This is a genomic window from Wolbachia endosymbiont (group A) of Bombylius major, assembly GCF_947251895.1.
GTDB classification, from domain to species: domain Bacteria; phylum Pseudomonadota; class Alphaproteobacteria; order Rickettsiales; family Anaplasmataceae; genus Wolbachia; species Wolbachia pipientis.
Map to the genome: position 1 here is coordinate 1,247,701 of NZ_OX366395.1, position 23,798 is coordinate 1,271,498.

Below are 23,798 nucleotides of genomic sequence, written 5' to 3' on the forward strand. Positions count from 1 at the left end.
GTATCTTAAACTCAGTGATGTTGGAATGCAATGTCTGCATGTAATCTTCTTATATCTGACTTACGGCTTTGGGTTCATTTAGGCTATAGTGCAGAAGAGAAGTATCATTCCCAATTAGTTAGTATTGATGTTGATTTTATTTTTAAATCTCCTCCTTTAGGGCTTATGACTGACCGGCTTGAAGATACCGTCTGCTATCTAGAGATAGTACAAAATATTCAATCTCTTGTTCAGAGCAAGCAATTCAATTTAATCGAGCACTTAACCCATGATATATACAGAGCCATTAATAATCTTTTGGTGCAGAAAAAACATACTATTTCTTCCATAAGAGTGACTACTCACAAAGTTGCACCACCCGTTCCTAATGCGCATGGAGGCGTCTTTTTTACCTATTGTAATGCACTGCAAGAACAGGAAGATAACTAATGATCTATATTTCTATTGGCTCAAATATGGGGAATCGCTTTTCCCATTTACAAAAGGCTGCTCAGTTACTAAAGGAGCGCTATTTTAAAAATTTAAAATCTTCAATTATTCTGGAGACTAAGGCTATTTTACCAAATGATGCTCCATCTGAATGGGACAAGCCATTTCTAAATATGGTTGTGTATGGAAGTTGTTCTTCTTCTCCTGAAGAGCTGTTAAAGGGCCTTAAACAAATTGAGTGTGACATTGGCCGCCCGCAGGTCTATGAAAAATGGGCACCTCGCATTATTGATTTGGATATTTTGTTATGGGATAACCTGACACTTGATACATCCTACCTTAAGATTCCTCACCCAGAATTGATAAACAGACCATTTTTGCTTCACTTGATGGCAATGCTGAGCCCTATGGATAATACTCCAATAATCAACAAAACATTCGGTACTGTTGCTTATGATATCCCTAATATTCAAGATTGTTTTTTAAAGAGTTTTACGCTTTCGCCAGAGCTTGTGGGTATTGTCAATATTACTCCTGATTCATTTTCAGATGGTGGTCTTTATTATGATGCAGATCAAGCAACCAAGCAGGCACTGCGGCTGTTATCAGATGGTGCAAGCATAATTGAACTTGGTGCTCAATCAACAAGACCTGGCTCCTCAATACAAACTCCAAAAGCAGAATATGCACGCTTAAAACCAGTGCTTGATGACCTTAATCAATATATGAAAGTTGGTGACATTAAAGTCAGCATTGATAGTTTCTGGCCAGATGTTATTTTGAATGTTTTGGAGCACTACAACATTGCCTGGGTAAACGATCAGAAGGGAGATCTAGATGATAATACCTTAAAAGCGATTGCTAGCAGTGGATGTAGTATCGTTATTATGCATTCACTCTCCATACCACCACATAGTGACAACATTATCCCAAGTGACATTGATCCAATTGATACCATAAGTAATTGGGCAGAAAGGAACATTAATAGATTACTAGCTCTAGGTTTTGATCAAAGCTCGATCATTATTGATCCTGGTATTGGTTTTAGCAAATCTCTATATCAGAATATCTGGCTTTTACGCAATATAGAAGCATTGCAAAGTTTTGGCTGCAAAGTTCTGGTTGGTCATTCTAGAAAGTCATTTATTTCTTCTTTTTCTACAGAACCTGTCTTTAACCGAGATTTAGAAACAATTGCTTTATCATCTGCATTGCACAACAAGGTTGATTTCCTTCGAGTGCATAATGTGCGTGATCACATGCGATTTTTTGTAGCTCAAGCTGCTTTACAGGGATGCTAGTTATCGGAATTATGGCTGTTGATCCCAAGGGGGTAATTGGAATAAATAATGGATTGCCCTGGCATTATCCAAGTGAGTTAGATTATTTTCGTCAGGTGACTGACAAACAAGTTATTGTTATGGGAAGAAAAACATTTGAAACTATGCCTCAAAACATATTGAAGGATCGTATCCCTGTTGTTTTTTCTCGTAACAAATTAAATTCTTGTTTTAACAGAGGAGTAAAATGCACTATTATTTCTTCTATGCAAGAGTTTTTGTCAATCCAAAGTAGTTCTAAAGTCTTCATGATTGGTGGAGCACAAATAGCGCACCTTTTTTTGGAGTATGATCTAATTTCAGAGTTTATCATAACAGAAATTCACAGACTTTATAAAGGTGATGTATATTTCAACTTAACACTTCTTGATGGATGGTATAAAACCGCTCTTGCTCAAACAAAAGATTATACTATATGCAAGCTGACACGTTAATATGCATGTTGAAGCAATTTATACCCACCGCATTGAATGTGGAGAAGTATTAGAACAGGTTCTTGATCGCTATGTTTCAGAGTTGCTAAGAGAGGAAGTTGTTCTTGCTATCACATCAAAAATCATTTCTATTTGTCAAAAACAAGTGGTTTGCAAAACTGCTTGTTCTAAAGAAGAGCTAATCAAAAGAGAAGCTGATGCAATTGTTGATGTAGACCATAATTCTTACGGCATCTATTTAACAATCAAAGACAATATCTTAATTCCATCTGCTGGTATTGATGAATCAAATGGTAATGAAATGTATATTTTATACCCAAAGGATGTTCAGAAAACAGCTCTATCAATATGGAACTATCTCAAGACAAAACACTGCATAAAACATCTTGGTATTTTGATTACAGATAGTAACATAACACCTATGCGCCTTGGGGTTACGGGCGTTGCTCTTGGTTGGTGTGGATTTGAACCACTTTATTCCTATATAGGCAAGCCAGATTTTATAATCAACCACTGCAAGTAACACAAGTCAATCTTCTTGATGCACTGGCAACATCTGCTGTTTTAGTTATGGGAGAAGGGGCAGAGCAAACACCGATGGCAATAATTAGTGGTGCACCAAAGGTTCACTTTCTTACTCATCCGCCAACTACAGAAGAAGAAAAAAGTGTGAAGATATTGTAAGTTAAAAATATGATATAAATAAAATTAAGAGGGAAAGATAACTCTACCCACTATAGAAATAGAGTTATCACGGGCATGTGCGACCGAGTGGATATTGGTATTACAACCGTATAGATCAAGGTACACTAGCCCTATCTCTCGATACGTTTGAATAGTTGCATGGGACATATGTATGCACCCGTTTACAATCTTAAATTAATTAAACTATCGAGGTTATTTATTATGATTACATCTTATCAAAATTTCATTGGAATTGATATCGGAAAATTTAAAAATGTTGCTGCAGCTCACAACCAAAGGAGCACTATCAAGTTTGACAATGATGCTACTGGTTGGCAACAGTTGTTTCAAAAATTTTCAGATATCCTACCTAATTCTCTAGTAACTTTAGAAAACACTGGAAAATATGAGCTTGGCTTAGCACATTTTCTTGTTGATAAGAATGTTGCTGTACATCGAGCTAATACTCGCAAAGTAAAAAGCTTTGTCATATCTCATGGAACTTTAGCAAAGTCTGATCAATCAGATGCAAGAGCTCTTGCTCAATATGGATATGAACGCTATAGTACTCTATCTCTATTTGTACCTATGTCAAAAGAACAAACAGCCTTAGTTGCACTTTGTCAACGACGTGATGACATTACACAAATGAGAGTTCAAGAGAAATGTAGACTGAAAACACCTGAAAACGAGCATATAAAGGAAAGTTGCCAAAAAACCATTGACTTTTTTAACGGTCAGATAAATGAGATCAATAATGCCATACAAAAAATCATTGATGAAAATCTAGAGTTACAAAAGCGCCAAAAAATACTTAGAACGGTACCGGGAATAGGTATCAAGTTATCTCAAGATTTTATATGCCTTATGCCAGAACTTGGCTACCTAAACAAAAAAGAAGTTGCAAGTCTTGCTGGAGTTGCCCCGCATCCAAAAGAAAGTGGAAAATCTATTGGTTACAGAAGTATAACAGGTGGTAGAAGTAGTGTCCGTAAAAAGCTTTTTACAGCTTCCATGGCTGCTGCAAGATCTAAATCTGCACTTGGTGCTTTTTACTCTGATCTCATTGGTAGAGGTAAAAAGAAAATGGTAGCTATAACGGCTCTAATGGGAAAAATCATAGTAATTGCAAATGCAAGACTTAAGGAAGCAATTAATATGAAATAAAAAAAACTGCATAGAAAGTAGGTTAATGAATATGTGCGCCCACACAAACTTAAAGCACATACTCATTAACCATAAAACCTAAGTAGTGGTAGCTATTTGACATAAATTCCTTTCTATATAAACTAGGGTTTTTATTGCCAAAAATACATTTTTCAATTGAACAAGAATACAAAATTATAAATAAGAGTTGTAATAAGACTAGATTCAAAAAATTTAAAAAACTTAGTTGATCTATCAGTTACTATCAAACTATTGCGATTGCAAAATGTGCTGTCTTGCAAAACCTTCATTCCTCTTGATTCTGTCAATTTTACAAAACTTGCCGTATTGCTTGCAAACATCCAACACCAGCCAAGTTTTCCTTTGTTATAGTGACTGGTTTCATCGATATGCAAAACCTCACTTCTGCTTATTTCTTGTTCGATTTGCTCATATGTTTTTTCGCATTTTAATGCAACTCTGTGTTCACTATTTGATATGCTGCCAACACTTATGTTCAAATTAAAAATGTCATTTATGATACTAGCCACTTCACGCTTTGAGTTTTTGTAAAATCCGCTGAGTGCTGCAATTATAGACTTAACCCTTGGACCAAATGTATCTGGCGTAACACCTTCTGGTAACTTGCTACTTTTTCTTTTTCTGCATCTCCGACAACGACCATGTTCCAATTACTACATAAGGCCTAATTTCCGGAAGATCAACTTTTTGGTGAACATAAGGTTTTTCGCATATTACAAGCTCTCCTCCGCATTCGCAAATATTAGGCAACTCTATTTTTACTACTTTATCCGCTTCCATTGTGGCATGAAAATTTCCTTTATGCCCAACCTGATCGCCAACATTCCTTTCGCTTTTTGGCTTGTCCTTTTTTGTTTTGTACAATTCTTTAGAGCTCGGTAGAGATGAATTTTTCGAGTTTAAACCAAGCCTCTCTTTCAACTCAGCGTTCTCAATCCTCAAGGCCTTATTTTCTGCCTCTAACTCTTCTATCCTCCCTTCCAACTTTTCTATTTTTTGCTGTAAATTTTTGCAGAGTTCTAAAAGGTTTACCACATTACCTCACTTTTGCTCTATGATTATCTTTTTAGATCACTTTGTCTACCTTATTCTACCACTCCGCTGAACGGATACCTTAGGTTAGCTATAGCTAACACCACAATTGTACTAACATTGTGATTTGAGAACAACCTTCACCAGAAAGGGTGTCATTCCAGTGTCAAGCACTGGAATGACGAGAGGTAACGCAAGAAGTTTACTCTTAATAAAAACCTGATGATGAATCATTATTACCAAATTTCGGCCTATTTCTGTTGCTGAAACCAGAACGAGGACGAGGAGGCCTCTTATGGTGACTTCCTCCAGGTTTTCTACTAAATGAATTATTGTAATAATTATCCCTGTCATTTGGACCATCTTTCCTTTCCTCGTTGTAAAGCTCACCTTCAAAAAACTCTCCCGTCTCTTGATCAACCCGACGTCTTGACAACTTTGGACACCCACCTTTTTCGAAGTCAATTACTAGTGCTTTGAAAGTATCATCTTGTTTAAGTACGCTCTCTATAGAATCTATATGTTCATTAGCTACTTCACTTATGTGCATTTTTCCTTTTCTGCCATTAAGAAATTCAAGCTCTACAATAGACTTCTCTATTCTTACAACTTTGACATCAACTATAGAACCTTGTTCTAGTTCTGTTATTGAATCAATCATCATACTCTTTGCAATCTCAGCTTCAGTGCCACTCGTGGCAAAAACAGAAACTTTACCATCATCTCCTATTTCAATTTTTGCATTACTTCTTTCACACACACTGCGTATATTTTTCCCCTTAGAACCTATAGCAGCAGGAATTTTATCTTTATCTATGTAAAATGATAACATCCTTGGTGCATGGTCTTTGACATCATCACTGTGTTCTGAAATCACTGCATTCATTTTTTCTAAAATATGTAATCTTCCAGCTTTTGCCTGTTCTAAAGATTTTTCAACAATTTCAAAGCTTATACCAGAAATTTTCATATCCATTTGTAGTGCCGTAACTCCTTCACTAGTTCCTGCTACTTTAAAGTCCATATCACCAAGATAATCTTCATCACCCAATATATCGGAAAGTATCACATACTCGTCTTTATCTTTAATAAGGCCCATAGCAACTCCAGCAACAGGGGCCTTTATTGGCACACCTGTATCCATTAAAGCAAGAGAAGTCCCACAAACTGTTGCCATAGAAGAAGAACCATCAGACTCCAAAATTTCAGACACTACTCTTATTGTATAAGGAAATTCAGATCTATCGGGTAAAACAGGATGAATTGCTTTCCAAGCAAGTTTGCCATGACCGATTTCTCTTCTTCCTGGTGCACGTGCAGCAGAAGTTTCTCCAACAGCAAATGAGGGAAAGTTATAATGCAACATGAAATGCTCACGTCTATCCCCTTCAATATCATCCACAATTTGCTCATCTTGAGTAGTGCCAAGAGCAGTAACAACCAGTGCCTGAGTATTGCCTCTTGTAAATAGTGCAGAACCGTGAGTTTTGGACAGAATATCAACTTCAACTTCTATCTGACGTATCTCATCATGCTTACGACCGTCTATCCTTACACCTTTCTTCCTAATTATTTCACGTACTAAAGATCTTTCAAAGTTTTTTACTGCATACATAATTAACTTTTCGTCTTTTCCAGTTTCTTTAAGAGTATTCAATATATTCTCTCTGATCGCTTCTAAAGCTTGAACTCGCTCTTGTTTTACTGTTTGCGAATATGCTTTTTCAAAATCTTTACCGTATTTTTCGAGCTCTTGTGTTATATCTGATGTATCAATAGGAGCAAAGCTCTTAGGTTTATTGCCAATTGTATCAGCAAACTCTTTTATGAGCTTAATGACAGGCTTAAGGTGTTCATGGCCAAATTTTATTGCATTAAAAACATTTTCTTCAGAGAGCTCTTTCACTTCTGATTCAACCATTAAAATTGAATTTTCATCACCAGACAAAAACAGATCCAAGCTGCTTGCTTTCATCTCTTGAACAGAAGGGTTGAGTATATAGTTATTATTTTCATCACAACCAACCATCACTCCAGCTATAGTAAAGTGAAAGGGAACACCAGAAATTGCAAGAGCTGCAACAGCACCAATCAATGCTGGCACTTCAGGAGGATTGACTGTATCATAAGTTAATAGATTGCACACCACACTAATTTCATCATGAAATCCTTCTGGGAATAGTGGTCTTATACTTCTATCTATTACTCTTGAGATTAAAGTTTCTCTATCAGATGGCTTGCCTTCTCTTTTAAAAAACCCGCCAGGGATCTTACCCATGGCATAGCTTTTTGCGATAAACTGCACATTTAAAGGTAGGAAATCAACGCTTTCTTCCTTCTTTTTACGTACAACAGTTACTAAAACAGAAGTATCACCGTAATTTACAACTACTGAACCATGAGCTTGGCGTGCTATTTTTCCTGTTTCTAAAGATAAGGCACGACCACCCCACTCTATAGATTTTTTTATAATTTTAAACATATTAAATTCCTCGATTATTTTCTAATGCCTAACTTCTCTATTAATTTCTGATAGGCTTCATTACCAAATTTACGCTTTATATAATTTAAGTGCTTGCGTCTTCTACCTATCAATATAAGTAAACCACGCTTAGAGTGATGGTCATGCTTGTGCACTTTAAAATGCTCAGTTAAGTTACTGATCCTCTCGGTCAAAATTGCACATTGTACAAAAGATGAGCCTGTATCATCTTCTTTAATTGCATATATATTTATCAAACTCTTTTTCTTTTCGGATGTTATCGACATCTAAACCTCATTTTAAATATTAAAAACACGAATAGGTTTCACACAACCATAAATAAAACTGCAGATTGCAATAGGTACACTACCCACTATCGTACAACAAATATCATAATTCTTTAAATTACGCAAGTTATTTAATACAACTTCCTGACCTTTTCTGATTTGCCCCGCATCTTCTAGGGAAATTTCAACTTTGAACATCGATTTTAAAGCCGATTCAATGGGGATGACGAAACTTTTTGTATTACTCCCTGTCACTCCATCATCTTCTGTCATCCCACCCTCCGATGTCATCCCAGTGCTTGACACTGGGATCAAGCCTATTTCATCACGAACATTGTTTTTGACATATGCTCCTAGAATCTTTTGTCCATTACATGATTTGTAAGTATTTGTATATCTGGATCCCAGTGTCAAGCACTGGGATGACATCGGAGAGTAAGTTGTTGTGTTTTTTTTAGTAAGTTGCTCAATTGTCACTGATTCATTTTCTCTAAAGTCACCTACCATAGTTCTTCTTAATTTTGTAATGTGTCCAAAACAATTTAATGCAATTCCAAGATCACGAGCAATTGATCTTACATATACACCACTACCGCATATCATAGAAAAATTTGCACTATTATTTATCTTACTATTACCCACAAATATAAATGGACTAAAAAGTAAAATATTACAATATTAAAGTTTGCAAATATTGAGGGTATAAAAATGGCAAACGAGAGTAATGAATGGGCTAAAAATGAATTTGGAGATGCTGTACTTGGAGATAAAAGATTAACTGACCGATTAGTAAAGATTGCTGATAGTTTGATAAGTTTACCTGAAAGCTCAATTAATGAGGCATGCGGAAGTTGGTCAGAAGCAAAAGCAGCATACCGTTTTTTTCAAAATGAGAATGTAAAAGAAAGTGATATTTTAGCTACACATATTAATAAGACGGTTGAGAGAACAAAAGCTCACAAGAGGGTTCTTGTCATTCAAGATACCAGTTACATTGTATATAATAACCATAAAAAAACAAGCGGATTAGCAAATTTGTCCAGTTATGATACTGCAAAAGGTATTATAATGCATACAGCTCTTGCCGTTAGTATAGAAGGTTTGGTACTAGGGATACTAGATCAAAAAGTTTATTCAAGACCTGAAGAAACTGAGAACCTTAAAAAAAAGAGCGATCGCATTGAAGATAAAGAAAGCGTAAAGTGGTTGGAAACTTTAAGAAAAACAAATAATATTATTGATCCAACTCAAACTGAGACTATAACTGTATGCGATAGAGAAGCAGATATATATGACTTTTTTGAGCTTGCACATAATCTTAATTCGGCAGTGCTAGTTAGAGCATGCAGAGATAGAGCAGTAAATAGAAAATCTCGATATCCTGAAAAAGGTGAGCAGAAGTTATGGGCATTTATTAAATCCTCTCATTGTGCAGGTACGGTAGAAGTTGAAGTTCCTGTAAAAGATAATAAGCCAAAAAGAACAGCACGTTTGGAAGTTAGATTTGGAAAGTTTATGATGAATCCATCTAAGAATAATATTAGGCATAAGACGGAAGAACTACCTAAATTACCACTTTATGCAGTTTATGTTGTTGAGAAAACTCCCCTTCCCTTAAAAAAAACCGCTAGAATGGATGCTATTAACGAATCTTTCAGTTAATACTTTCGATGAAGCTGTTGAAAAAATTAGTTGGTATTGCCTTAGATGGAAAATAGAGATATTACATAAAATTTTAAATCCGGTCTCAAAGTTGAAGAATGTAGGCTTGGAATAGCAGAAAGACTAATGAGATATCTAACAGTTGTGAGTATTATTGCTTGGAGGATCTTCTTTATTACATCAATTGCAAGAGCTAACCCAACATTACCATGTACTACCTTATTAGCTGAAGAGGAATGGAAAGTTTTATACGTTAAAATACACAGAAAACCATGTCCAAGTGTAGTTCCCAACATAAAAGAAGCTGTTTCATGAACTTGGAGGCCATTTAGCAAGAAAAAATGACCCAGAACCAGGACCTTATGTTCTTTGGAAAGGATATAAACGTCTCTTTGATTTAGCAGAAGGATGGCGACTTGCTCACGAACCTCATATTTGTGGGTAATAGTAAGATTTGATATGCTGCCAACACTTATGTTCAAATTAAAAATGTCATTTATGATACTAGCCACTTCACGCTTTGAGTTTTTGTAAAATCCGCTGAGTGCTGCAATTATAGACTTAACCCTTGGACCAAATGTATCTGGCGTAACACCTTCTGGTAACTTGCTACTTTTTCTTTTTCTGCATCTCCGACAACGACCATGTTCCAATTACTACATAAGGCCTAATTTCCGGAAGATCAACTTTTGGTGAACATAAGGTTTTTCGCATATTACAAGCTCTCCTCCGCATTCGCAAATATTAGGCAACTCTATTTTTACTACTTTATCCGCTTCCATTGTGGCATGAAAATTTCCTTTATGCCCAACCTGATCGCCAACATTCCTTTCGCTTTTTGGCTTGTCCTTTTTTGTTTTGTACAATTCTTTAGAGCTCGGTAGAGATGAATTTTTCGAGTTTAAACCAAGCCTCTCTTTCAACTCAGCGTTCTCAATCCTCAAGGCCTTATTTTCTGCCTCTAACTCTTCTATCCTCCCTTCCAACTTTTCTATTTTTTGCTGTAAATTTTTGCAGAGTTCTAAAAGGTTTACCACATTACCTCACTTTTGCTCTATGATTATCTTTTTAGATCACTTTGTCTACCTTATTCTACCACTCCGCTGAACGGATACAATTTACTAAACAGAAAAAAAGGCAAAAGAAACCCTAGGGTAGCTAGTTATTCACTATCCATTTTTTAAGTGGGCGTTTTTTAATGTTTAAAATAGCGCGTTTCAGCTTGTGTAGGTAAAAACTTAGAAATATTGTGAAGACATAAGGTGCACATAGTGCAAAAAATTAAAAATAAGACGCCAACTACGTTGTTTTCTTGCTGTTTAATCTGCACAGATGAAGATAACTGAATACCTTCAGTTTCATGATAAGGGGGCTGGCAAAGCTTGTCAAGGAAGTTTTTATGATTTATCTAACGAACTTTACACTTGCTAAAGTTGTACCATCTTGGTAACTTTAACTGAAAGAAGTTATTTTTTATCCAATATGAAAAAAGCCTTTATATTCACATCCTTAATAGCAATTATATTGATAGTTATTACTTATTTATACAGAAACGACGGAACTAATGACTCACAGGTGGTAAATGTTTATTCATCGCGCAAAGAAGAATTAGTACGTACTTTGTTTGATGAATTCACGAAAAATACAGGCATTAAAGTACGTTACATCATTGATGATTATTCTCAGCTACTTTCACGAATAGAAAACGGTGGTGAAGCTGACTTATTTTTGACTGCTGATGCAATCAACTTAATTCTAGCAAAAAAAAGAGGACTTTTATCTCAAGTAGATTCAGAGGTTTTAAAAAGTGTTATACCTGCAAGATTTAGAGACAGCGAAGATTATTGGTTTGGTCTTACAAAAAGAGCTAGGATATTGGTTTACAATAAAGAGTCAGTAGACCCTAAGGACTTAAGTACTTATGAAGATTTAGCAAATGAAAAATGGAAAGGAAAAATATTAGTGCGTTCTTCTACAAGTCCATATAACAGATCGTTAATTGCTTTTATGATTGCAAATAATGGTTTTGAAAAGACGAAAGAATGGGTAAGTGGAATTGTGAGCAATATGGCAAGAAAACCAAGTGGTGGTGATACTGATCAAATTTACGCCGTAGCAGCTGGTGAGGGAGATGTTGCAATAGTAAACAGCTACTACTTTGCGAGAATTCTTTCATCAGAAAATAAAAAGAATGTTGCAGACAAGCTAGGGGCTTTTTTTCCTAATCGCAACGATCACGGTGTAATGGTAAACATCAGTGGTGCAGCAGTAACAAAAAATGCAAAAAACAGGGAAAATGCTATAGTCTTATTGGAATTTTTAGTAAGCAAGCAGGCTCAAGAGTTATACGCTAAAAAAAACCAAGAATATCCTATTATTGAAGGCGTTGAAACTTCCGATATACTAAAATCTTGGGGAAATTATTCACAAAGTGATTTGCCTCTAAGTGAACTTGAGAAGCATCTTTTTGAGGCTGTTATGATAGCGGATGAGTGTAAGTGGAAGTAATCCCCAGCGCCACTAAACATTGGGATGAAAGATTTATGCTAATATACCTTACTCTTGACTCGCTGAACTTTTTCTTCCTTCTAACTTAATTTTGACTTTACTATCTTTTTCCGTTCTTTCACCAAAACAATTGCTGCACAAGAAGTCTATTGAAAAAAGGTAATAAGAAAGTAGAATAGGTTCAAGTAGTTGAAAAGGAAACTATGAACAAGAGAAGGAATTTGTTAAACATCTCAGACCTTACAGTCGATGATGTAGAAAATATAACTAAGTTGGCCAACCAGTACCTTAAAAAAGAAGTTGCAAATAGTCATATCTTGGAAAATAAGACAGTAATAAATTTATTCTTTGAAGATTCAACGCGTACACTTGCGTCTTTTGAAATAGCAGCAAAAAGCCTTGGAGCAAATGTTGTAACTTTGCCAATAAGATCTTCTTCTATTAACAAGGGAGAAGATCTAAGAGACATGATCAAAACATTAAATGCAATGAATCCTGATTACATAATAATCAGGCATAAAAGTAGTGGTATCATTAATACACTGGCAAAGTATGTTAACTGCTCGCTAATCAATGCAGGCGATGGAAGTAGTGAACATCCAACTCAAGCTCTTGCAGACTATCTTGTAATCAGCAATCACAAAAAGCAAATAAAGGACCTCAAAGTTGTGATATGTGGAGATATTCTGCACAGCAGAGTTGCAAGGTCAAATATAAGGTTGCTAAAAATGTTTGGAGCAGAGATAAACTTGGTCGCACCACCAACTTTGATTTGTAAGCATTTTCCTGAAGTAGATTCAGTCCATTATTCATTAATTGAAGGTATAAAGGATGCTGACGTAATTATGCTTTTGAGATTGCAGAAAGAGCGCATGAATAATAGTTCTTCAGAGAAAGAATATTTTTATTTGTATGGACTTGATTCACAAAAGCTATCATACGCAAAACCAGATGCGATTGTTATGCACCCAGGGCCAATAAACAGAGGGATTGAGATTAGCAGTGATGTAGCAGATTGTGTTATTTTACAGCAAGTAGAATTCGGATTGGCAATACGTAAGGCAGTGCTGCACTATTATAGATATTAAAAAATGCTACACAACTAATGCGAAAGAAGGGTTTTTTCATGAAATGACGAGAATGGCCACTAAGATGTTAAGGCTGAGGATATGATGTGGAATTTTTTACGAAAGCCTGAAGTCAACCAACAACCTTGCAGAACGGCAAATTAGACGGCTATCGTAAAAACAGCTTTTTCACCTGGTCAGAATGTGGGGAAAGGTTCGTGAAAAGAATGTTGTCGATATTTTTGACATCACGTCTCAATGGCCAAAATCCCTTCCAAAAGTTACGACTGCTTAGTTCTTTATTCATTCTCACAATCCGTGAACGGTTACAACCTGGATTCCAGTGGGCTTTGTTGCATCGCTAGCTATGATGGATTAAAGATAAAAAAGATAGGGAATATCAGTAGCTTATTATTCTGGTATTTATAACAAGAACGGTCAATGAATACCTAAATTTGAGTAAAAGAAATTTCACTACCATTTACCAATCCGGCTAAAATTCAAGAATTTCAATGCTTTAGCTATTTTCAATAGAATTAAATTTATTAATATAAATAACAAATTACTATTCTTAAATTTGATCAGATTGATTGCAAAAAAACAAGATTTTCAATAGGTTGCTTATAATCCTAACTATAGTTAGCCTTTCATAAGTAGCGATGCAACAAAGCCATTCCAGTGTCAGCTACTTTCATAACACCATATTACCTTAACAAAAGCAAATGTTCGTACAGATGTGCATCAGCTACTTTCATCTGCCACCTGCAAATTGCAATGTTCGTACAGTTATGTGTCACGCTACTTGGATGACACCGTTGAAAGAAATGAACCGCCTTTTCAAAATTGTTTTGAATAGAGGAATAACATTCACAAGTAAAATTTCATATTACCATTTTTTAATTTATGTATTATAATAAGCTTAATCTATAAGAAAAACAAAGTTGGAAAAGTTGGAAGAACTAAGCAAAAACTGGGTGATAAGAACGGGAAGGTTTTTATCTTCATTGTTTTTTTTACTGTTGATTGCGCTATCAATACGTAGTTTTTTATTCGAGCCATTTCATATACCTTCTGGTTCGATGAAAAGCACCTTACTTGAAGGGGATTACATTTTTGCTAGTAAATATTTATATGGTTACAGTAAGCACTCCTTTCCATTTTCTCCAAACATTTTTAGCGGCAGGATTTTTTATACCCCTCCAAAGCGTGGCGACATAGTAGTTTTCAAACCCACAAGAAACGACAGTATCAGGTTTGTTAAGCGAGTAATAGGAACACCAGGCGACAAAGTGCAAATGATAGAGGGAGAATTATACCTGAATGATCAGAAAGTAGAGCGAAGGCAAATTGAAAGTTTTTTTGATTATGAGTCAAATCGTAACATACCAAGATATATAGAAACGCTTTTAAATGGCAAGGAGCATGAGATTTTGATAGATAACATTTCTAATAAGCTATCATATAACACTCCGGTTTATTATGTACCTAACGATCAATTTTTTGTTATGGGAGACAATAGAAATAATTCTTTGGATAGTAGGTTTCCTGAAGTTGGTTTTGTACCAATGGAAAATATCATTGGGCGTGTAAGCATAGTTGGTTTATCATTTAAATTAGGAAAGGTCGATTGGTTACCATTGAATTTCAGGTTACCTGTTGCCTTGAGGTTAAATAGGGTATTGCACAAGGTTGTGTAAGCTTTTTCTACCTATTTGTTAATTCACACAACTCTAAAGAAGAATTTTCTAACTCGGCGATAGTTTTGTTAATTTCATTCAAGTCATTGCCTTGTAAAGCGTTTTTTGCATTTTGTAATAGGTTTTTCAACTTTTGATCAGTGGAAAGGTTATTATTGTTTTCAACCAAGTGTATGAGTTTATTTCCATTAATTTTAGCACCTGCAAGGGAACGAGCCTTCATATCTTCATCAAAGCTGTTTATTGACTGGTTAACCATATTTTGGACATCAGCTTCACTCAAGCCAAAACTTGAATTTACTTCAACTGTCTGCTCGATTCCAGTAGTTTTTTCTCTTGCAGTAACAGTCAAGATTCCGTCAACATTAACTGTAAATTCTATTTCAATTCTTGCAGAACCTGCAGGCAGTGGCGGTATACCTTTTAGTTCAAACTGCGCTAGAGATTTGTTATCCTCTATCATTTCACGTTCTCCCTGACAAACGTGAATTTTCATTGCTGGTTGCCCATCAACATAAGTTGTAAACTCTTTTATCTCTGAAACTGGTAGTGGTGTATTTCTTGGTATGATTTTTTCAACTATGCCTCCCATAGTTTCTATGCCAAGTGATAAAGGTAGAACATCCAGGAGAATATTCCTATCTTTTGAGCTCGAAGTTAAATCATGAGCCTGCAGAGCTGCCCCAATGGCAACTGCTTTATCTGGATCCACGTCATTTAGTGCTTTATTTCCAAAGAGTTTAACTAGTGAATTTTGAACCAATGGTGTTCTAGTTGCACCACCAACTAAAATTACTCCTCTTATATCGTCAATTTTAAGATCTACGTCGCTTATAGTACTAGTAACTATATTGATAGTCCTATTAACTAAAGGACTTATTGCCTGTTCAAATTCTTCTCTGGTAATTTCACATTTAAATGGCTTGCCGTTAATGTTGAATTCAAAAGTACCTACGGTGTTTTCGCTCAGATATTCTTTTACAATACGTGATTCAATAAGTGTTGTCATTCCAGTGCTTGACACTGGAATCCAGTTCTTATTATATAACTTTCTAGTGTGTTCATTTGTAATCAAACTTTCTGGATCCCAGACTGTGATGACACTAGAGCATTCTTTGTTTAAACCTACCTTTTCTCTATACTTATCAAGCACAATAAGGTTAAGCAAATGATCAAAATCATCACCGCCGAGGTTGGTGTCACCACCAACCGCAAGAACTTGAAACACTCCTTGATGCAATTTCAATATCGAAATATCAAATGTTCCACCACCAAGGTCATAAACTGCATATATTCCACTGCTATTGTTCTTTTCAATGGAGTAAGAAAGCGCTGCAGCGGTTGGCTCGTTAACGAGGCGAAGAACTTCTATGCCGGCTAATCTTGCTGCATATTTGGTTGCGTTACGTGCTGAATCGTCAAAGTAAGCTGGCACAGTAATCACTGCTTTTTTTACTTCCAGCCCCTTAGACTTTTTTACCCTCTCACATAAAGCTTTTAATATCTCAGCAGAAATCTCAACAGGAGTAAGATACTTTTCCTCTGCGCATTTTATTCTAATAACTTTTTCGCTTTCATGATCTATTTCAAAATTGACGCCTTCTTTATTTAATTCTTCAACACTTTTACCCATTAAACGCTTTATTGAGTAGATTGCATTTTGACCGACATCGTAGCCAGTTTTCAATGTATTATTTTCATATGAAAGAGCAGAAGGCAGTAGCTCTCTTCCCTGCTTATCTTTAAATATCTCCACGTTGCCGGCTTTATTTACCATAGCAATCAAAGAATTGGTAGTACCAAGATCTATACCAAAAACTACTTCACTTGAATTTGGTTCAGAAATTTGAATTGGTTGCATTCTTTTTCACCTCCTCAAATGACTTATATAAATATTTCAATCTTAAGACTTGTGTAGCAGCTCCATCAAAATTCTTTACAGCAAAAGTGTTAATTAGGTTTTTAATGCAACCTTTTATTTTTTCATCAATCATCCTGCTTGCAAATTGTAGATCACCGCAGTCCAGCAAATATTCTCTTATTTCCATTGATTCACTTAATATTTCAGAATTTAAGTGATCCTTTTGGCTTTTCACATCAAAAAAATCCAGCAAATGCTCAGCACGTTTTAGTGGTGACTTTAGCACCTGATAAGCTTTGTTAATATTAATTATATTTTTAGATTGTCCTTCGTTTATATCAGTCCTGCTTAGCTCGATATATTTTTTCTCTAACTCATCAAAACTGATATTGAAAGCTGGTTCGATTTCAAACAATGTAAAATAGTTGCTAGACATGAAAACTCTCTCCACAACCACATTTTCCTTTCTCATTAGGATTTTTGAAAACAAAACCCGATGAAAATTTTTCTTCTACATAATCCATTTCAGAGCCAAGAATAAACATGACGGATTTCGGATCGATCAACACTTTAACTTTTTGGTCATCACTGCAGTTTTCCTCAATTATCGACTCTAAAGGACGAGTATCATACGCATATTCAATATCATATTTTAAACCAGAACATCCTTTTTGTTTAATTAGCACTCTTATTCCTATCGCTTCTTCCGGTTTCTCAAGGTTAGTATGCTTCTTTTGGTCCAATAAATACCTTATCCTCTCCACTGCATTTGCAGTTATAGTGATAAGTTTTTTATTCTTTTTTACAGTTTCACCTCCGCCTACTTCTTGATATTCACTCATGCCTTAGTTCTCAATGTCCACCTTTACTTTGTTTGCTTTGATAATCATGAATAGCAGCCTTTATAGCATCTTCAGCAAGCACCGAGCAGTGTATCTTCACTGGAGGTAAAGACAACTCTTCCACTATTTGAGTATTCTTTATCTGTGTAACGTCACTGATGGTTCTTCCCTTTATCATCTCTGTTAACAAGGAACTTGAAGCAATGGCAGAACCACAACCAAAAGTTTTAAATTTTGCATCTTTAATAACACCTTTGTCATTGACCTTTATCTGCAATTTCATTACATCACCGCACGATGGTGCACCAACTAAACCAGTACCAACATTTGGATCATTTTTATCCAGAGAGCCAACATTCCTTGGATTTTCGTAATGATCTAATATTTTCTCATTATAACTCATAAAACTACCTGTGAACTGCTATTCTACATTATAACATATTTAGGTTAAGAACTAAAGTAAAATACACTAGCAACCCATATATTTTGTGAGTAAAAATATCACTTTGTGAGTGCATTTTTCTTTACAAATACACGTAGTGCGTGTCATTCTTTATATTGTAATTAAGTTTATAATTTAAAAAGGAGCATTCCCTTGAGTTTGTTTAGTAACCTTTATAAAGGCCTGTTGAAAACTTCTTCTCGCTTTAGTGACGGAGTAAAAAGCATTTTTTCTGGCAAAAAAAAATTAGATCAGTCGCTTTTAGATGAGCTAGAAGAATTGCTAATTAGCATGGACATTGGTCATAAAACTTCCAAGTTGATTATTGACAGGCTCACAAGCATCAAATTTGACAAGGAAGTTGAGTATAATATTATCACGCAGCAATTAGTGAACGAAATAGAAGCTATATTAAACCCTGTCGTGCAACCGTTAATTTTGAACAAAAAACCACATATAATAATGGTATGCGGAGTAAACGGTAATGGTAAAACCACGACTATAGGTAAGCTCGCATATAAATATAAGGAAATGGGAAAATCCGTTATGCTTGTTGCATGCGACACATTTAGAGCTGCTGCTAGTGAACAATTAAACATTTGGGCAGAACGTTCTGATTGCTTGATTGTTACTGGAGAGTATGGTAGCGACTCTGCAAGTGTGGCATATAGAGCTGTAAGTCAAGCTATAAAGGATAACGTTGATGTTGTTCTAATTGACACAGCAGGAAGGCTGCAAAATAATGTGAACCTTATGGAGGAGTTATCAAAAATATATAGAACGATAAAGAAATTGGATGATACTGCCCCTCATGACGTTATTTTAGTTCTTGATGCAACTACCGGCCAAAATGCTTATAGCCAATTAGAAGCATTTAGCAAAATGGTTAATGTTACCGGGCTAATCGTAACAAAGTTAGATGGCACTGCTAAGGGCGGAGTGGTAATTGGACTTGCAGAAGCTTATAAGATAAAGTTACATGCTATAGGAATTGGCGAAAATATAGAGGACTTGAGGGAGTTTACTAGCAAAGAATTTGCTGAAGCGTTATTTAATTGTAATTAAAGACTTCTCTTAATTCCCTTACGTGACCAAGCTTGATTATCTCAATATCATGAGAAGAGTAATTACCATTTTTAGGCATAATTGCTTTTTTGAATCCTAACTTTTGTGCTTCTTTTAGTCTGAGATCAGCATGCGAGACATTCCTAATTTCTCCTGAAAGTGCAACTTCACCGCAGATTATTGAAGAAGTTGGCAGCGGTAAATTTACTACACTTGAAATAAGGGAAGCAGCAACAGCAAGATCAGCCGATGGTTCCTGTATTTTGAGTCCCCCTGCAATGTTTAGGTATACCTCTTTATCATGCAAAAACATTTTGCAACGAGCATTTAGCACCGCGATGATCATAGCCAATCGATTAATATCCCACCCAACTACTGCCCTTCTTGGGGTTGCCATATTAGTCCCTGCTATTAATGCTTGCACTTCCATTAAAATTGGTTTTGAACCTTCAATTCCTGCAAATACGGCGCTGCCAACTACTTCTCTGTCATGAGCCATCAGAAACAATGATGATGGGTTATCAACAGGCACGAGTCCTGCTTCAGACATCTCAAAAACACCAATTTCATTTGCAGGGCCAAATCTATTTTTAATAGTGCGTAAAATGCGGTATTGATTGCTATTTTCACCTTCAAAATATAATACCGTATCCACCATATGCTCCAAAGTTTTAGGTCCAGCTATTTGTCCATCCTTAGTTATATGACCAACTATTAAGAGAGAAATACCATATTGTTTCGCAAGAATGGTTAATTCATGAGCGCAAGTGCGGACCTGAGTTACAGTTCCTGGTGCTGATGTAATTCCGCTATCATACATTGTTTGTATAGAGTCAATTACTAAGAATTTAATACTTTTATTTTCCTTTATTGTTGCTACTACATCAGTTAAAGACACTGTAGACAAAAGCTTAATTTTAGGTTCATTTATCTTAAGACGCTTTGCTCTGAGACTCACCTGCTCTAAAGATTCCTCGCCGGATACATAAAGACATTCAAAAGAGGAAAGTTGCACAACATTAGCTGCAATTCTAAGCAAAAGGGTGGATTTTCCAATACCAGGTTCGCCACCAATTAAAATGCTAGCACCTTGAACGATACCCCCACCAAAAACTCTATCTAATTCTTCTACTCCTGTTAGAAAACGACTTGGAGTGATAATTTCGCTACCCGATAACGTCTTTATTAAAATTGGTGCAGATATACTTCTTTTGCCCGTTTTTACTGCTATTTCCTCAACAATTGTATCCCAATTGTTACATGCAATACACTTCCCTACCCACCTGCCAGTGCTATGACCACAGAATTGACATACATATACAGTTTTCATCAAAGCTAAAATTATTTTGTTGTAATTGTAATAAAAATTAGCCAAATAGGCGAGTAAATGTTGAGTCTCACAAGCGTTGTGGTGCGAAGATAATTGTCATAAGTTGTACCATTTAAATTCATGCACAATAATTGCACCCTCCAGGATCAAAGTAGCCCCTTCTCCTGTCATCCCAGTGCCCTGACTACTTGGATCCAGGAAAAAGAATGGTGTCATCCCAGTGCTTGACACTGGGATCCAGGAATTTTATTAAGTTGGTAAGCATAAAAGTAGCCGTTTTATGTTAAAATACAACGTTTTGATGATTATAAAAAGGCTGGATCCCAGTGTCAAGCACTGGGATGACACCGTCATAAAGTAAATCAGCGTCACGCGCTGCCCAGTTCATGTTAGCTATAAATGTTTAAGAAATTTACCAAACGAAAAAAAAGACAAAAAATCCCCGAGTTAGCTAGTCTTTTACTATCTCTGTCAAGTATTGGCATTTTTTGATGTCTTGTAACGCTTTATAAGCCCGTTCAGCTTATTTAGATAAAAATCTAGATGTAGATGAAGTTTTGTAAAGACATACAGTATCTATGTACTGCAAAAAATTAAACATAAGACGCCGATACATTAAGTAATCCTTACTTTTTAATCTGCAGATTGGCGAAAGCAAATACAATAGCTTCAGTTTTATGATAAGGGGGCTGGCGAAGGGTGTCAAGCAAGTTTTTTGTTTCTATTCCCAATGTTATATGGTTATGTAAGAAGTCTAATAGTAAATTTTTAAGTTCCTCTTTAACTCTTTAACCAGCGGGCTCGCATGAGGAGAGGAGAGTAAAGGTCCTCTTCCATGGGTGTCATCCCAGTGCCCAGACACTGGGATCCAGAAAATTTGATTGTGTACTATACAACATTTTCGATCAAAAGCTGGATTCCAGTGTCAAGCACTGGAATGACATCACAGGGGCACTGGAATTTTTGTTTCAATATTTGTACATTAGCCATGCATCTGAACAGATACATTATTAGTATAGAAATTGTCTATCAAAGATCCTTTCATTCAGAGGGTAATCTTTGTCAAAAAGCAGAGTGATTGTGTTCTCATGGTCTTTTTGTATTTTTATCTGCGATATATTATGAAACTCTTTGTAATCTGATACTACAAGTGCTGGACGGTTTTTTGTGTCGTTAATGTCAATTTGTACGATCGTATCATTTGAGATTAGTGCTCCATTCCAATGCCTTGGGTAATAGCTATTGATAGAAGTGAGTGCAAGTAAATTTGAATTTAGCGGCAAGATTGGGCCACCGGCAGAGAAGTTGTATGCAGTGCTGCCTGTGGGGGTAGATAATATTACTCCGTCCCCTCTAAATTTCTCTACTTTTAGCTTATCGTTGATAGTAATATTCATCTCTACTATTTGGTTCGCTTTTCTAAAAACGTATACTTCGTTTACTGCTATGTAATGATATCTCTTGCCACTTGTGTCTGTTGCTTCCATTTTTAGCAAAGTTAACTGAGTTGAAGTTGCATGCTCTATATGATCAATTAAATCTTCACTGCAGCTAAAGCATTTATTCATCAAAAACCCAACATTGCCAGTGTTTATCCCATACACATGCATGTTTTTATTTTCTATGACGTAATTGTGCAAAGTGCGTAGCATAAAGCCATCACCGCCAACAACTATCAATAGATCGATTTCGGACTTATTTTCTTCTGTTATATTGATAAAATTAAGTTTCTTTAATAGTTTAGATACTTCCTGCGATTTTGGTGATGGAGAAGCAACATAGCCTATATTTTTGTATTTATGCATGCTTCAGTAAACTCTCTAAAACTTAAAGAGGAGGAAAATTAGAAAATGCTTCCATATTTATCGTTAAACTTAGCTAATTTGCTAGTTTTACTTGCTAACCCGCTTGTCAAACTTCCAGTCCATGCAGGGTGAGTAAGAGGATCTCTATCAAGTTTTACCCTATCTCCCTCCTTTCCATAAGTGGAACGAGTTTCAAACTCTTGACCGTCTGTCATAACTATAATAATTTTATGATAATTCATTGTTGTTTATAAACTTTTAGTCAGTTAACATTCTAGTGAACTTAATTCACTAAGTCAATCATTATTCTAAAATATTGACAAAAAATAAATAAAGTAGTATATTTAATAAGGAATAAATAATAACTATCATGATTTTTGCTTTCCCCGGTCAGGGCTCTCAGTTTGTAGGAATGGGAAAGAGCTTATATAGTGAGTTTTCTGTTGCAAGACAAGTATTTAATGAAGTAGATAGCATATTGGATAGAAAGCTGTCTCATTTAATCTTCAACGGTCCTATTGAAGAATTAACCATTACAGAAAACGCTCAGCCAGCTATAATGGCAGTATCAATTGCAATGCTACGTGTTATGGAGCATGTGTTTGGCAAATCTCTTTTCACTGATCACAATGTTAAATATGTTTGTGGGCATTCAGTTGGCGAATATACAGCGCTGTGTGCTGCAGGAGCGTTAACGCTTGAGTCTGCAATCAAGCTGCTGAAAGTTCGCAGCGAAGCAATGCATGAAGCTTCACTGAAATGTAAAGGCGGAATGGTTGCGTTGCTTGGAGCAGAGATAAATGAAGTGGAAGATATATTGAAATCAGTTCAAATTGACGGAATTTGTGAAATTGCAAACGATAACGGTGGCGGACAAGTGGTTATAAGTGGCACTAGAGAAGCTCTTGAAATGTTACCCGATTTATTCAAAAACTCGAGTGTGAGGAAACTAATTAAATTACAGGTTAGTGGGCCTTTTCATTCATCTCTTATGAAACCTGCTGATGAAAAAGTTTTGGAGTTTTTGAAGGGTATTAAAATAACCCGTCCTATAGTTCCTTTGATATCAAATGTTACAGCTAAAGAGGAGAGTGATCCCAAAGTTATAAAAACTTTACTCGCCAAGCAAGTTGTAAGCAGAGTGAAATGGAGAGAAATGGTTTTGTATATGTCAAGCCGTGGCATTAACAAATTTGTTGAAATGGGCCCTAATAAAGTTTTATCTAATTTGGTCAAAAGAATTGACCAATCTATCAGTACAAAAAATATAGATAGTATTGGTGATATTGACAGCTTCTTTAATGAATCATTAGTACTAACAGCGAAAAATTTAAAAGTTGGATTAAGTTAAAACACATCTATTTGATGTCATTCCGTTGCATAACGCTGCCTAGCTGGAATGACAGAGGGTAATGCAAGAAATCAACGAACTGCCTGTCATTTCATCCGGTTTCTTAATTCCAAGTAGCTGTAAAATAGTAGGGGCAATATCAGATAACTCCTATGATGTCATTCCAGTGCTTGACACTGGAATCTAATCTTTCACTATCAAAGATATTATTTTTAATATAAGATTACAACTTAATCTTTAATCTGGATTCCAGTGTCAAGCACTGGAATGACACCTTTCCGGTGTCTCAAAC

The 23,798-nt window shown here is 35.7% G+C and carries 19 protein-coding genes and 5 pseudogenes; 12 read left to right on the forward strand and 12 right to left on the reverse strand.

Translation table 11 applies throughout. The annotated features are described in order from the left end of the window. Window positions 1-30 precede the first annotated feature (30 nt). The 5 genes and pseudogenes from OPR49_RS05970 to OPR49_RS05990 all read left to right on the forward strand — a co-directional run bounded on the left by OPR49_RS05970 (window position 31) and on the right by OPR49_RS05990 (window position 4,054). Window positions 31-429 (forward strand): dihydroneopterin aldolase, encoded by a 399-nt coding sequence (locus OPR49_RS05970; protein WP_064125106.1) that lies wholly within the window; start codon window positions 31-33, stop codon window positions 427-429. Then, window positions 429-1,730, forward strand: coding sequence for a dihydropteroate synthase (gene folP / locus OPR49_RS05975; RefSeq protein ID WP_265026944.1), 1,302 nt, complete (start codon window positions 429-431; stop codon window positions 1,728-1,730). The genes OPR49_RS05970 and folP overlap by 1 nt, the downstream gene beginning before the upstream one ends. After that, on the forward strand, window positions 1,724-2,203 hold the full coding sequence (locus OPR49_RS05980) for a dihydrofolate reductase (protein ID WP_265026945.1): 480 nt from the start codon (window positions 1,724-1,726) through the stop codon (window positions 2,201-2,203). The genes folP and OPR49_RS05980 overlap by 7 nt, the downstream gene beginning before the upstream one ends. A gap of 1 nt (window position 2,204) precedes the next feature. Beyond that, window positions 2,205-2,758: pseudogene (locus OPR49_RS05985) on the forward strand (coenzyme F420-0:L-glutamate ligase); the annotation flags it as partial. Between the two features lie 351 nt (window positions 2,759-3,109). Beyond that, the gene (locus OPR49_RS05990) at window positions 3,110-4,054 is read left to right on the forward strand and encodes an IS110 family RNA-guided transposase (protein ID WP_265026757.1); all 945 of its coding nucleotides are present in this window, start codon (window positions 3,110-3,112) and stop codon (window positions 4,052-4,054) included. 197 nt (window positions 4,055-4,251) lie between these two features. Here OPR49_RS05990 and OPR49_RS05995 read toward each other — a convergent pair. The 4 genes and pseudogenes from OPR49_RS05995 to OPR49_RS06010 all read right to left on the reverse strand — a co-directional run. Further along, window positions 4,252-5,110: pseudogene (locus OPR49_RS05995) on the reverse strand (IS66 family transposase); the annotation flags it as partial. A 205-nt stretch (window positions 5,111-5,315) separates the two neighbouring features. Continuing rightward, window positions 5,316-7,589, reverse strand: a complete 2,274-nt coding sequence (pnp, locus tag OPR49_RS06000) for a polyribonucleotide nucleotidyltransferase (protein WP_265026946.1) — start codon at window positions 7,587-7,589, stop codon at window positions 5,316-5,318. A gap of 14 nt (window positions 7,590-7,603) precedes the next feature. Continuing rightward, window positions 7,604-7,876, reverse strand: coding sequence for a 30S ribosomal protein S15 (gene rpsO / locus OPR49_RS06005; protein WP_265026947.1), 273 nt, complete (start codon window positions 7,874-7,876; stop codon window positions 7,604-7,606). Window positions 7,877-7,888: 12 nt separating this feature from the next. After that, window positions 7,889-8,503, reverse strand: a pseudogene (locus tag OPR49_RS06010) (tRNA pseudouridine(55) synthase TruB); the annotation flags it as partial. 81 nt (window positions 8,504-8,584) lie between these two features. Between OPR49_RS06010 and OPR49_RS06015 the strand changes: the two are divergent. Beyond that, window positions 8,585-9,983: pseudogene (locus OPR49_RS06015) on the forward strand (IS4 family transposase). A 7-nt stretch (window positions 9,984-9,990) separates the two neighbouring features. Here the strand turns inward: OPR49_RS06015 and OPR49_RS06020 are convergent. Then, window positions 9,991-10,575 (reverse strand): annotated as a pseudogene (locus OPR49_RS06020) (DUF6444 domain-containing protein); the annotation flags it as partial. Window positions 10,576-11,020: 445 nt separating this feature from the next. Here OPR49_RS06020 and OPR49_RS06025 point away from each other — a divergent pair. The 3 genes from OPR49_RS06025 (at window position 11,021) to lepB (ending at window position 14,810) form a co-directional block, all read left to right on the forward strand. Continuing rightward, window positions 11,021-12,046, forward strand: a complete 1,026-nt coding sequence (locus tag OPR49_RS06025; RefSeq protein WP_265027540.1) for an extracellular solute-binding protein — start codon at window positions 11,021-11,023, stop codon at window positions 12,044-12,046. 203 nt (window positions 12,047-12,249) lie between these two features. After that, window positions 12,250-13,134 carry an aspartate carbamoyltransferase catalytic subunit gene (locus tag OPR49_RS06030; protein ID WP_265026949.1) on the forward strand — a complete coding sequence of 295 codons (885 nt, stop codon included), beginning with the start codon at window positions 12,250-12,252 and terminating at the stop codon, window positions 13,132-13,134. A 929-nt stretch (window positions 13,135-14,063) separates the two neighbouring features. Continuing rightward, the gene (gene lepB, locus OPR49_RS06035) at window positions 14,064-14,810 is read left to right on the forward strand and encodes a signal peptidase I (RefSeq protein ID WP_265026950.1); all 747 of its coding nucleotides are present in this window, start codon (window positions 14,064-14,066) and stop codon (window positions 14,808-14,810) included. 7 nt (window positions 14,811-14,817) lie between these two features. On the opposite strand, the gene OPR49_RS06040 is transcribed toward lepB, so the two are convergent. The 4 genes from OPR49_RS06040 to iscU are packed head-to-tail and all read right to left on the reverse strand — an operon-like array spanning window position 14,818 to window position 17,916. Next, on the reverse strand, window positions 14,818-16,671 hold the full coding sequence (locus OPR49_RS06040) for an Hsp70 family protein (RefSeq protein WP_265026951.1): 1,854 nt from the start codon (window positions 16,669-16,671) through the stop codon (window positions 14,818-14,820). Next, on the reverse strand, window positions 16,649-17,107 hold the full coding sequence (locus OPR49_RS06045) for an iron-sulfur cluster co-chaperone HscB C-terminal domain-containing protein (RefSeq protein WP_265026952.1): 459 nt from the start codon (window positions 17,105-17,107) through the stop codon (window positions 16,649-16,651). The genes OPR49_RS06040 and OPR49_RS06045 overlap by 23 nt, the downstream gene beginning before the upstream one ends. Then, a complete protein-coding gene (locus OPR49_RS06050) occupies window positions 17,100-17,513 on the reverse strand; it encodes a HesB/IscA family protein (protein WP_096617535.1) in 414 nt (137 codons plus the stop codon). Before OPR49_RS06050 ends, OPR49_RS06045 begins: the two co-directional genes overlap by 8 nt. A gap of 10 nt (window positions 17,514-17,523) precedes the next feature. Further along, complete coding sequence (iscU, locus tag OPR49_RS06055; protein WP_265026953.1) at window positions 17,524-17,916, reverse strand: Fe-S cluster assembly scaffold IscU; 393 nt, start codon at window positions 17,914-17,916, stop codon at window positions 17,524-17,526. A 192-nt stretch (window positions 17,917-18,108) separates the two neighbouring features. Between iscU and ftsY the strand changes: the two genes are divergently transcribed. After that, entirely contained in the window at window positions 18,109-19,020 is a 912-nt protein-coding gene (gene ftsY / locus OPR49_RS06060) for a signal recognition particle-docking protein FtsY (RefSeq protein ID WP_265026954.1), read from the forward strand. On the opposite strand, the gene radA is transcribed toward ftsY, so the two are convergent. The 3 genes from radA to rpmE form a co-directional block, all read right to left on the reverse strand. Further along, the gene (radA, locus tag OPR49_RS06065; protein WP_265027542.1) at window positions 19,007-20,350 is read right to left on the reverse strand and encodes a DNA repair protein RadA; all 1,344 of its coding nucleotides are present in this window, start codon (window positions 20,348-20,350) and stop codon (window positions 19,007-19,009) included. The genes ftsY and radA overlap by 14 nt on opposite strands. 1,010 nt (window positions 20,351-21,360) lie before the next feature. Then, window positions 21,361-22,155 (reverse strand): NAD kinase, encoded by a 795-nt coding sequence (locus OPR49_RS06075; protein ID WP_070356930.1) that lies wholly within the window; start codon window positions 22,153-22,155, stop codon window positions 21,361-21,363. A 38-nt stretch (window positions 22,156-22,193) separates the two neighbouring features. Beyond that, window positions 22,194-22,397, reverse strand: coding sequence for a 50S ribosomal protein L31 (gene rpmE / locus OPR49_RS06080; protein WP_007548602.1), 204 nt, complete (start codon window positions 22,395-22,397; stop codon window positions 22,194-22,196). Between the two features lie 128 nt (window positions 22,398-22,525). Here rpmE and fabD point away from each other — a divergent pair, with 128 nt between their 5' ends. Next, the gene (gene fabD, locus OPR49_RS06085) at window positions 22,526-23,506 is read left to right on the forward strand and encodes an ACP S-malonyltransferase (protein ID WP_265026955.1); all 981 of its coding nucleotides are present in this window, start codon (window positions 22,526-22,528) and stop codon (window positions 23,504-23,506) included. A 61-nt stretch (window positions 23,507-23,567) separates the two neighbouring features. Then, window positions 23,568-23,693: a hypothetical protein gene (locus OPR49_RS06090; protein ID WP_265026956.1), complete on the forward strand. Its 126-nt coding sequence runs from the start codon at window positions 23,568-23,570 to the stop codon at window positions 23,691-23,693. Window positions 23,694-23,798 lie beyond the last annotated feature (105 nt).

What these genes read in the sequence shown, in the direction of transcription:
- folP (WP_265026944.1), top strand. Translation starts at nt 429, where the DNA reads ATGATCTATATTTCTATTGGCTCAAATATGGGGAATCGCTTTTCCCAT.
- OPR49_RS06075 (WP_070356930.1), bottom strand. Translation starts at nt 22,155, where the DNA reads ATGCATAAATACAAAAATATAGGCTATGTTGCTTCTCCATCACCAAAA.
- OPR49_RS06050 (WP_096617535.1), bottom strand. Translation starts at nt 17,513, where the DNA reads ATGAGTGAATATCAAGAAGTAGGCGGAGGTGAAACTGTAAAAAAGAAT.
- OPR49_RS06045 (WP_265026952.1), bottom strand. Translation starts at nt 17,107, where the DNA reads ATGTCTAGCAACTATTTTACATTGTTTGAAATCGAACCAGCTTTCAAT.
- fabD (WP_265026955.1), top strand. Translation starts at nt 22,526, where the DNA reads ATGATTTTTGCTTTCCCCGGTCAGGGCTCTCAGTTTGTAGGAATGGGA.
- OPR49_RS06030 (WP_265026949.1), top strand. Translation starts at nt 12,250, where the DNA reads ATGAACAAGAGAAGGAATTTGTTAAACATCTCAGACCTTACAGTCGAT.
- OPR49_RS06025 (WP_265027540.1), top strand. Translation starts at nt 11,021, where the DNA reads ATGAAAAAAGCCTTTATATTCACATCCTTAATAGCAATTATATTGATA.
- OPR49_RS05970 (WP_064125106.1), top strand. Translation starts at nt 31, where the DNA reads ATGTCTGCATGTAATCTTCTTATATCTGACTTACGGCTTTGGGTTCAT.
- radA (WP_265027542.1), bottom strand. Translation starts at nt 20,350, where the DNA reads ATGAAAACTGTATATGTATGTCAATTCTGTGGTCATAGCACTGGCAGG.
- OPR49_RS06040 (WP_265026951.1), bottom strand. Translation starts at nt 16,671, where the DNA reads ATGCAACCAATTCAAATTTCTGAACCAAATTCAAGTGAAGTAGTTTTT.
- OPR49_RS06090 (WP_265026956.1), top strand. Translation starts at nt 23,568, where the DNA reads ATGCAAGAAATCAACGAACTGCCTGTCATTTCATCCGGTTTCTTAATT.
- pnp (WP_265026946.1), bottom strand. Translation starts at nt 7,589, where the DNA reads ATGTTTAAAATTATAAAAAAATCTATAGAGTGGGGTGGTCGTGCCTTA.
- rpmE (WP_007548602.1), bottom strand. Translation starts at nt 22,397, where the DNA reads ATGAATTATCATAAAATTATTATAGTTATGACAGACGGTCAAGAGTTT.
- OPR49_RS05980 (WP_265026945.1), top strand. Translation starts at nt 1,724, where the DNA reads ATGCTAGTTATCGGAATTATGGCTGTTGATCCCAAGGGGGTAATTGGA.
- iscU (WP_265026953.1), bottom strand. Translation starts at nt 17,916, where the DNA reads ATGAGTTATAATGAGAAAATATTAGATCATTACGAAAATCCAAGGAAT.
- rpsO (WP_265026947.1), bottom strand. Translation starts at nt 7,876, where the DNA reads ATGTCGATAACATCCGAAAAGAAAAAGAGTTTGATAAATATATATGCA.
- OPR49_RS05990 (WP_265026757.1), top strand. Translation starts at nt 3,110, where the DNA reads ATGATTACATCTTATCAAAATTTCATTGGAATTGATATCGGAAAATTT.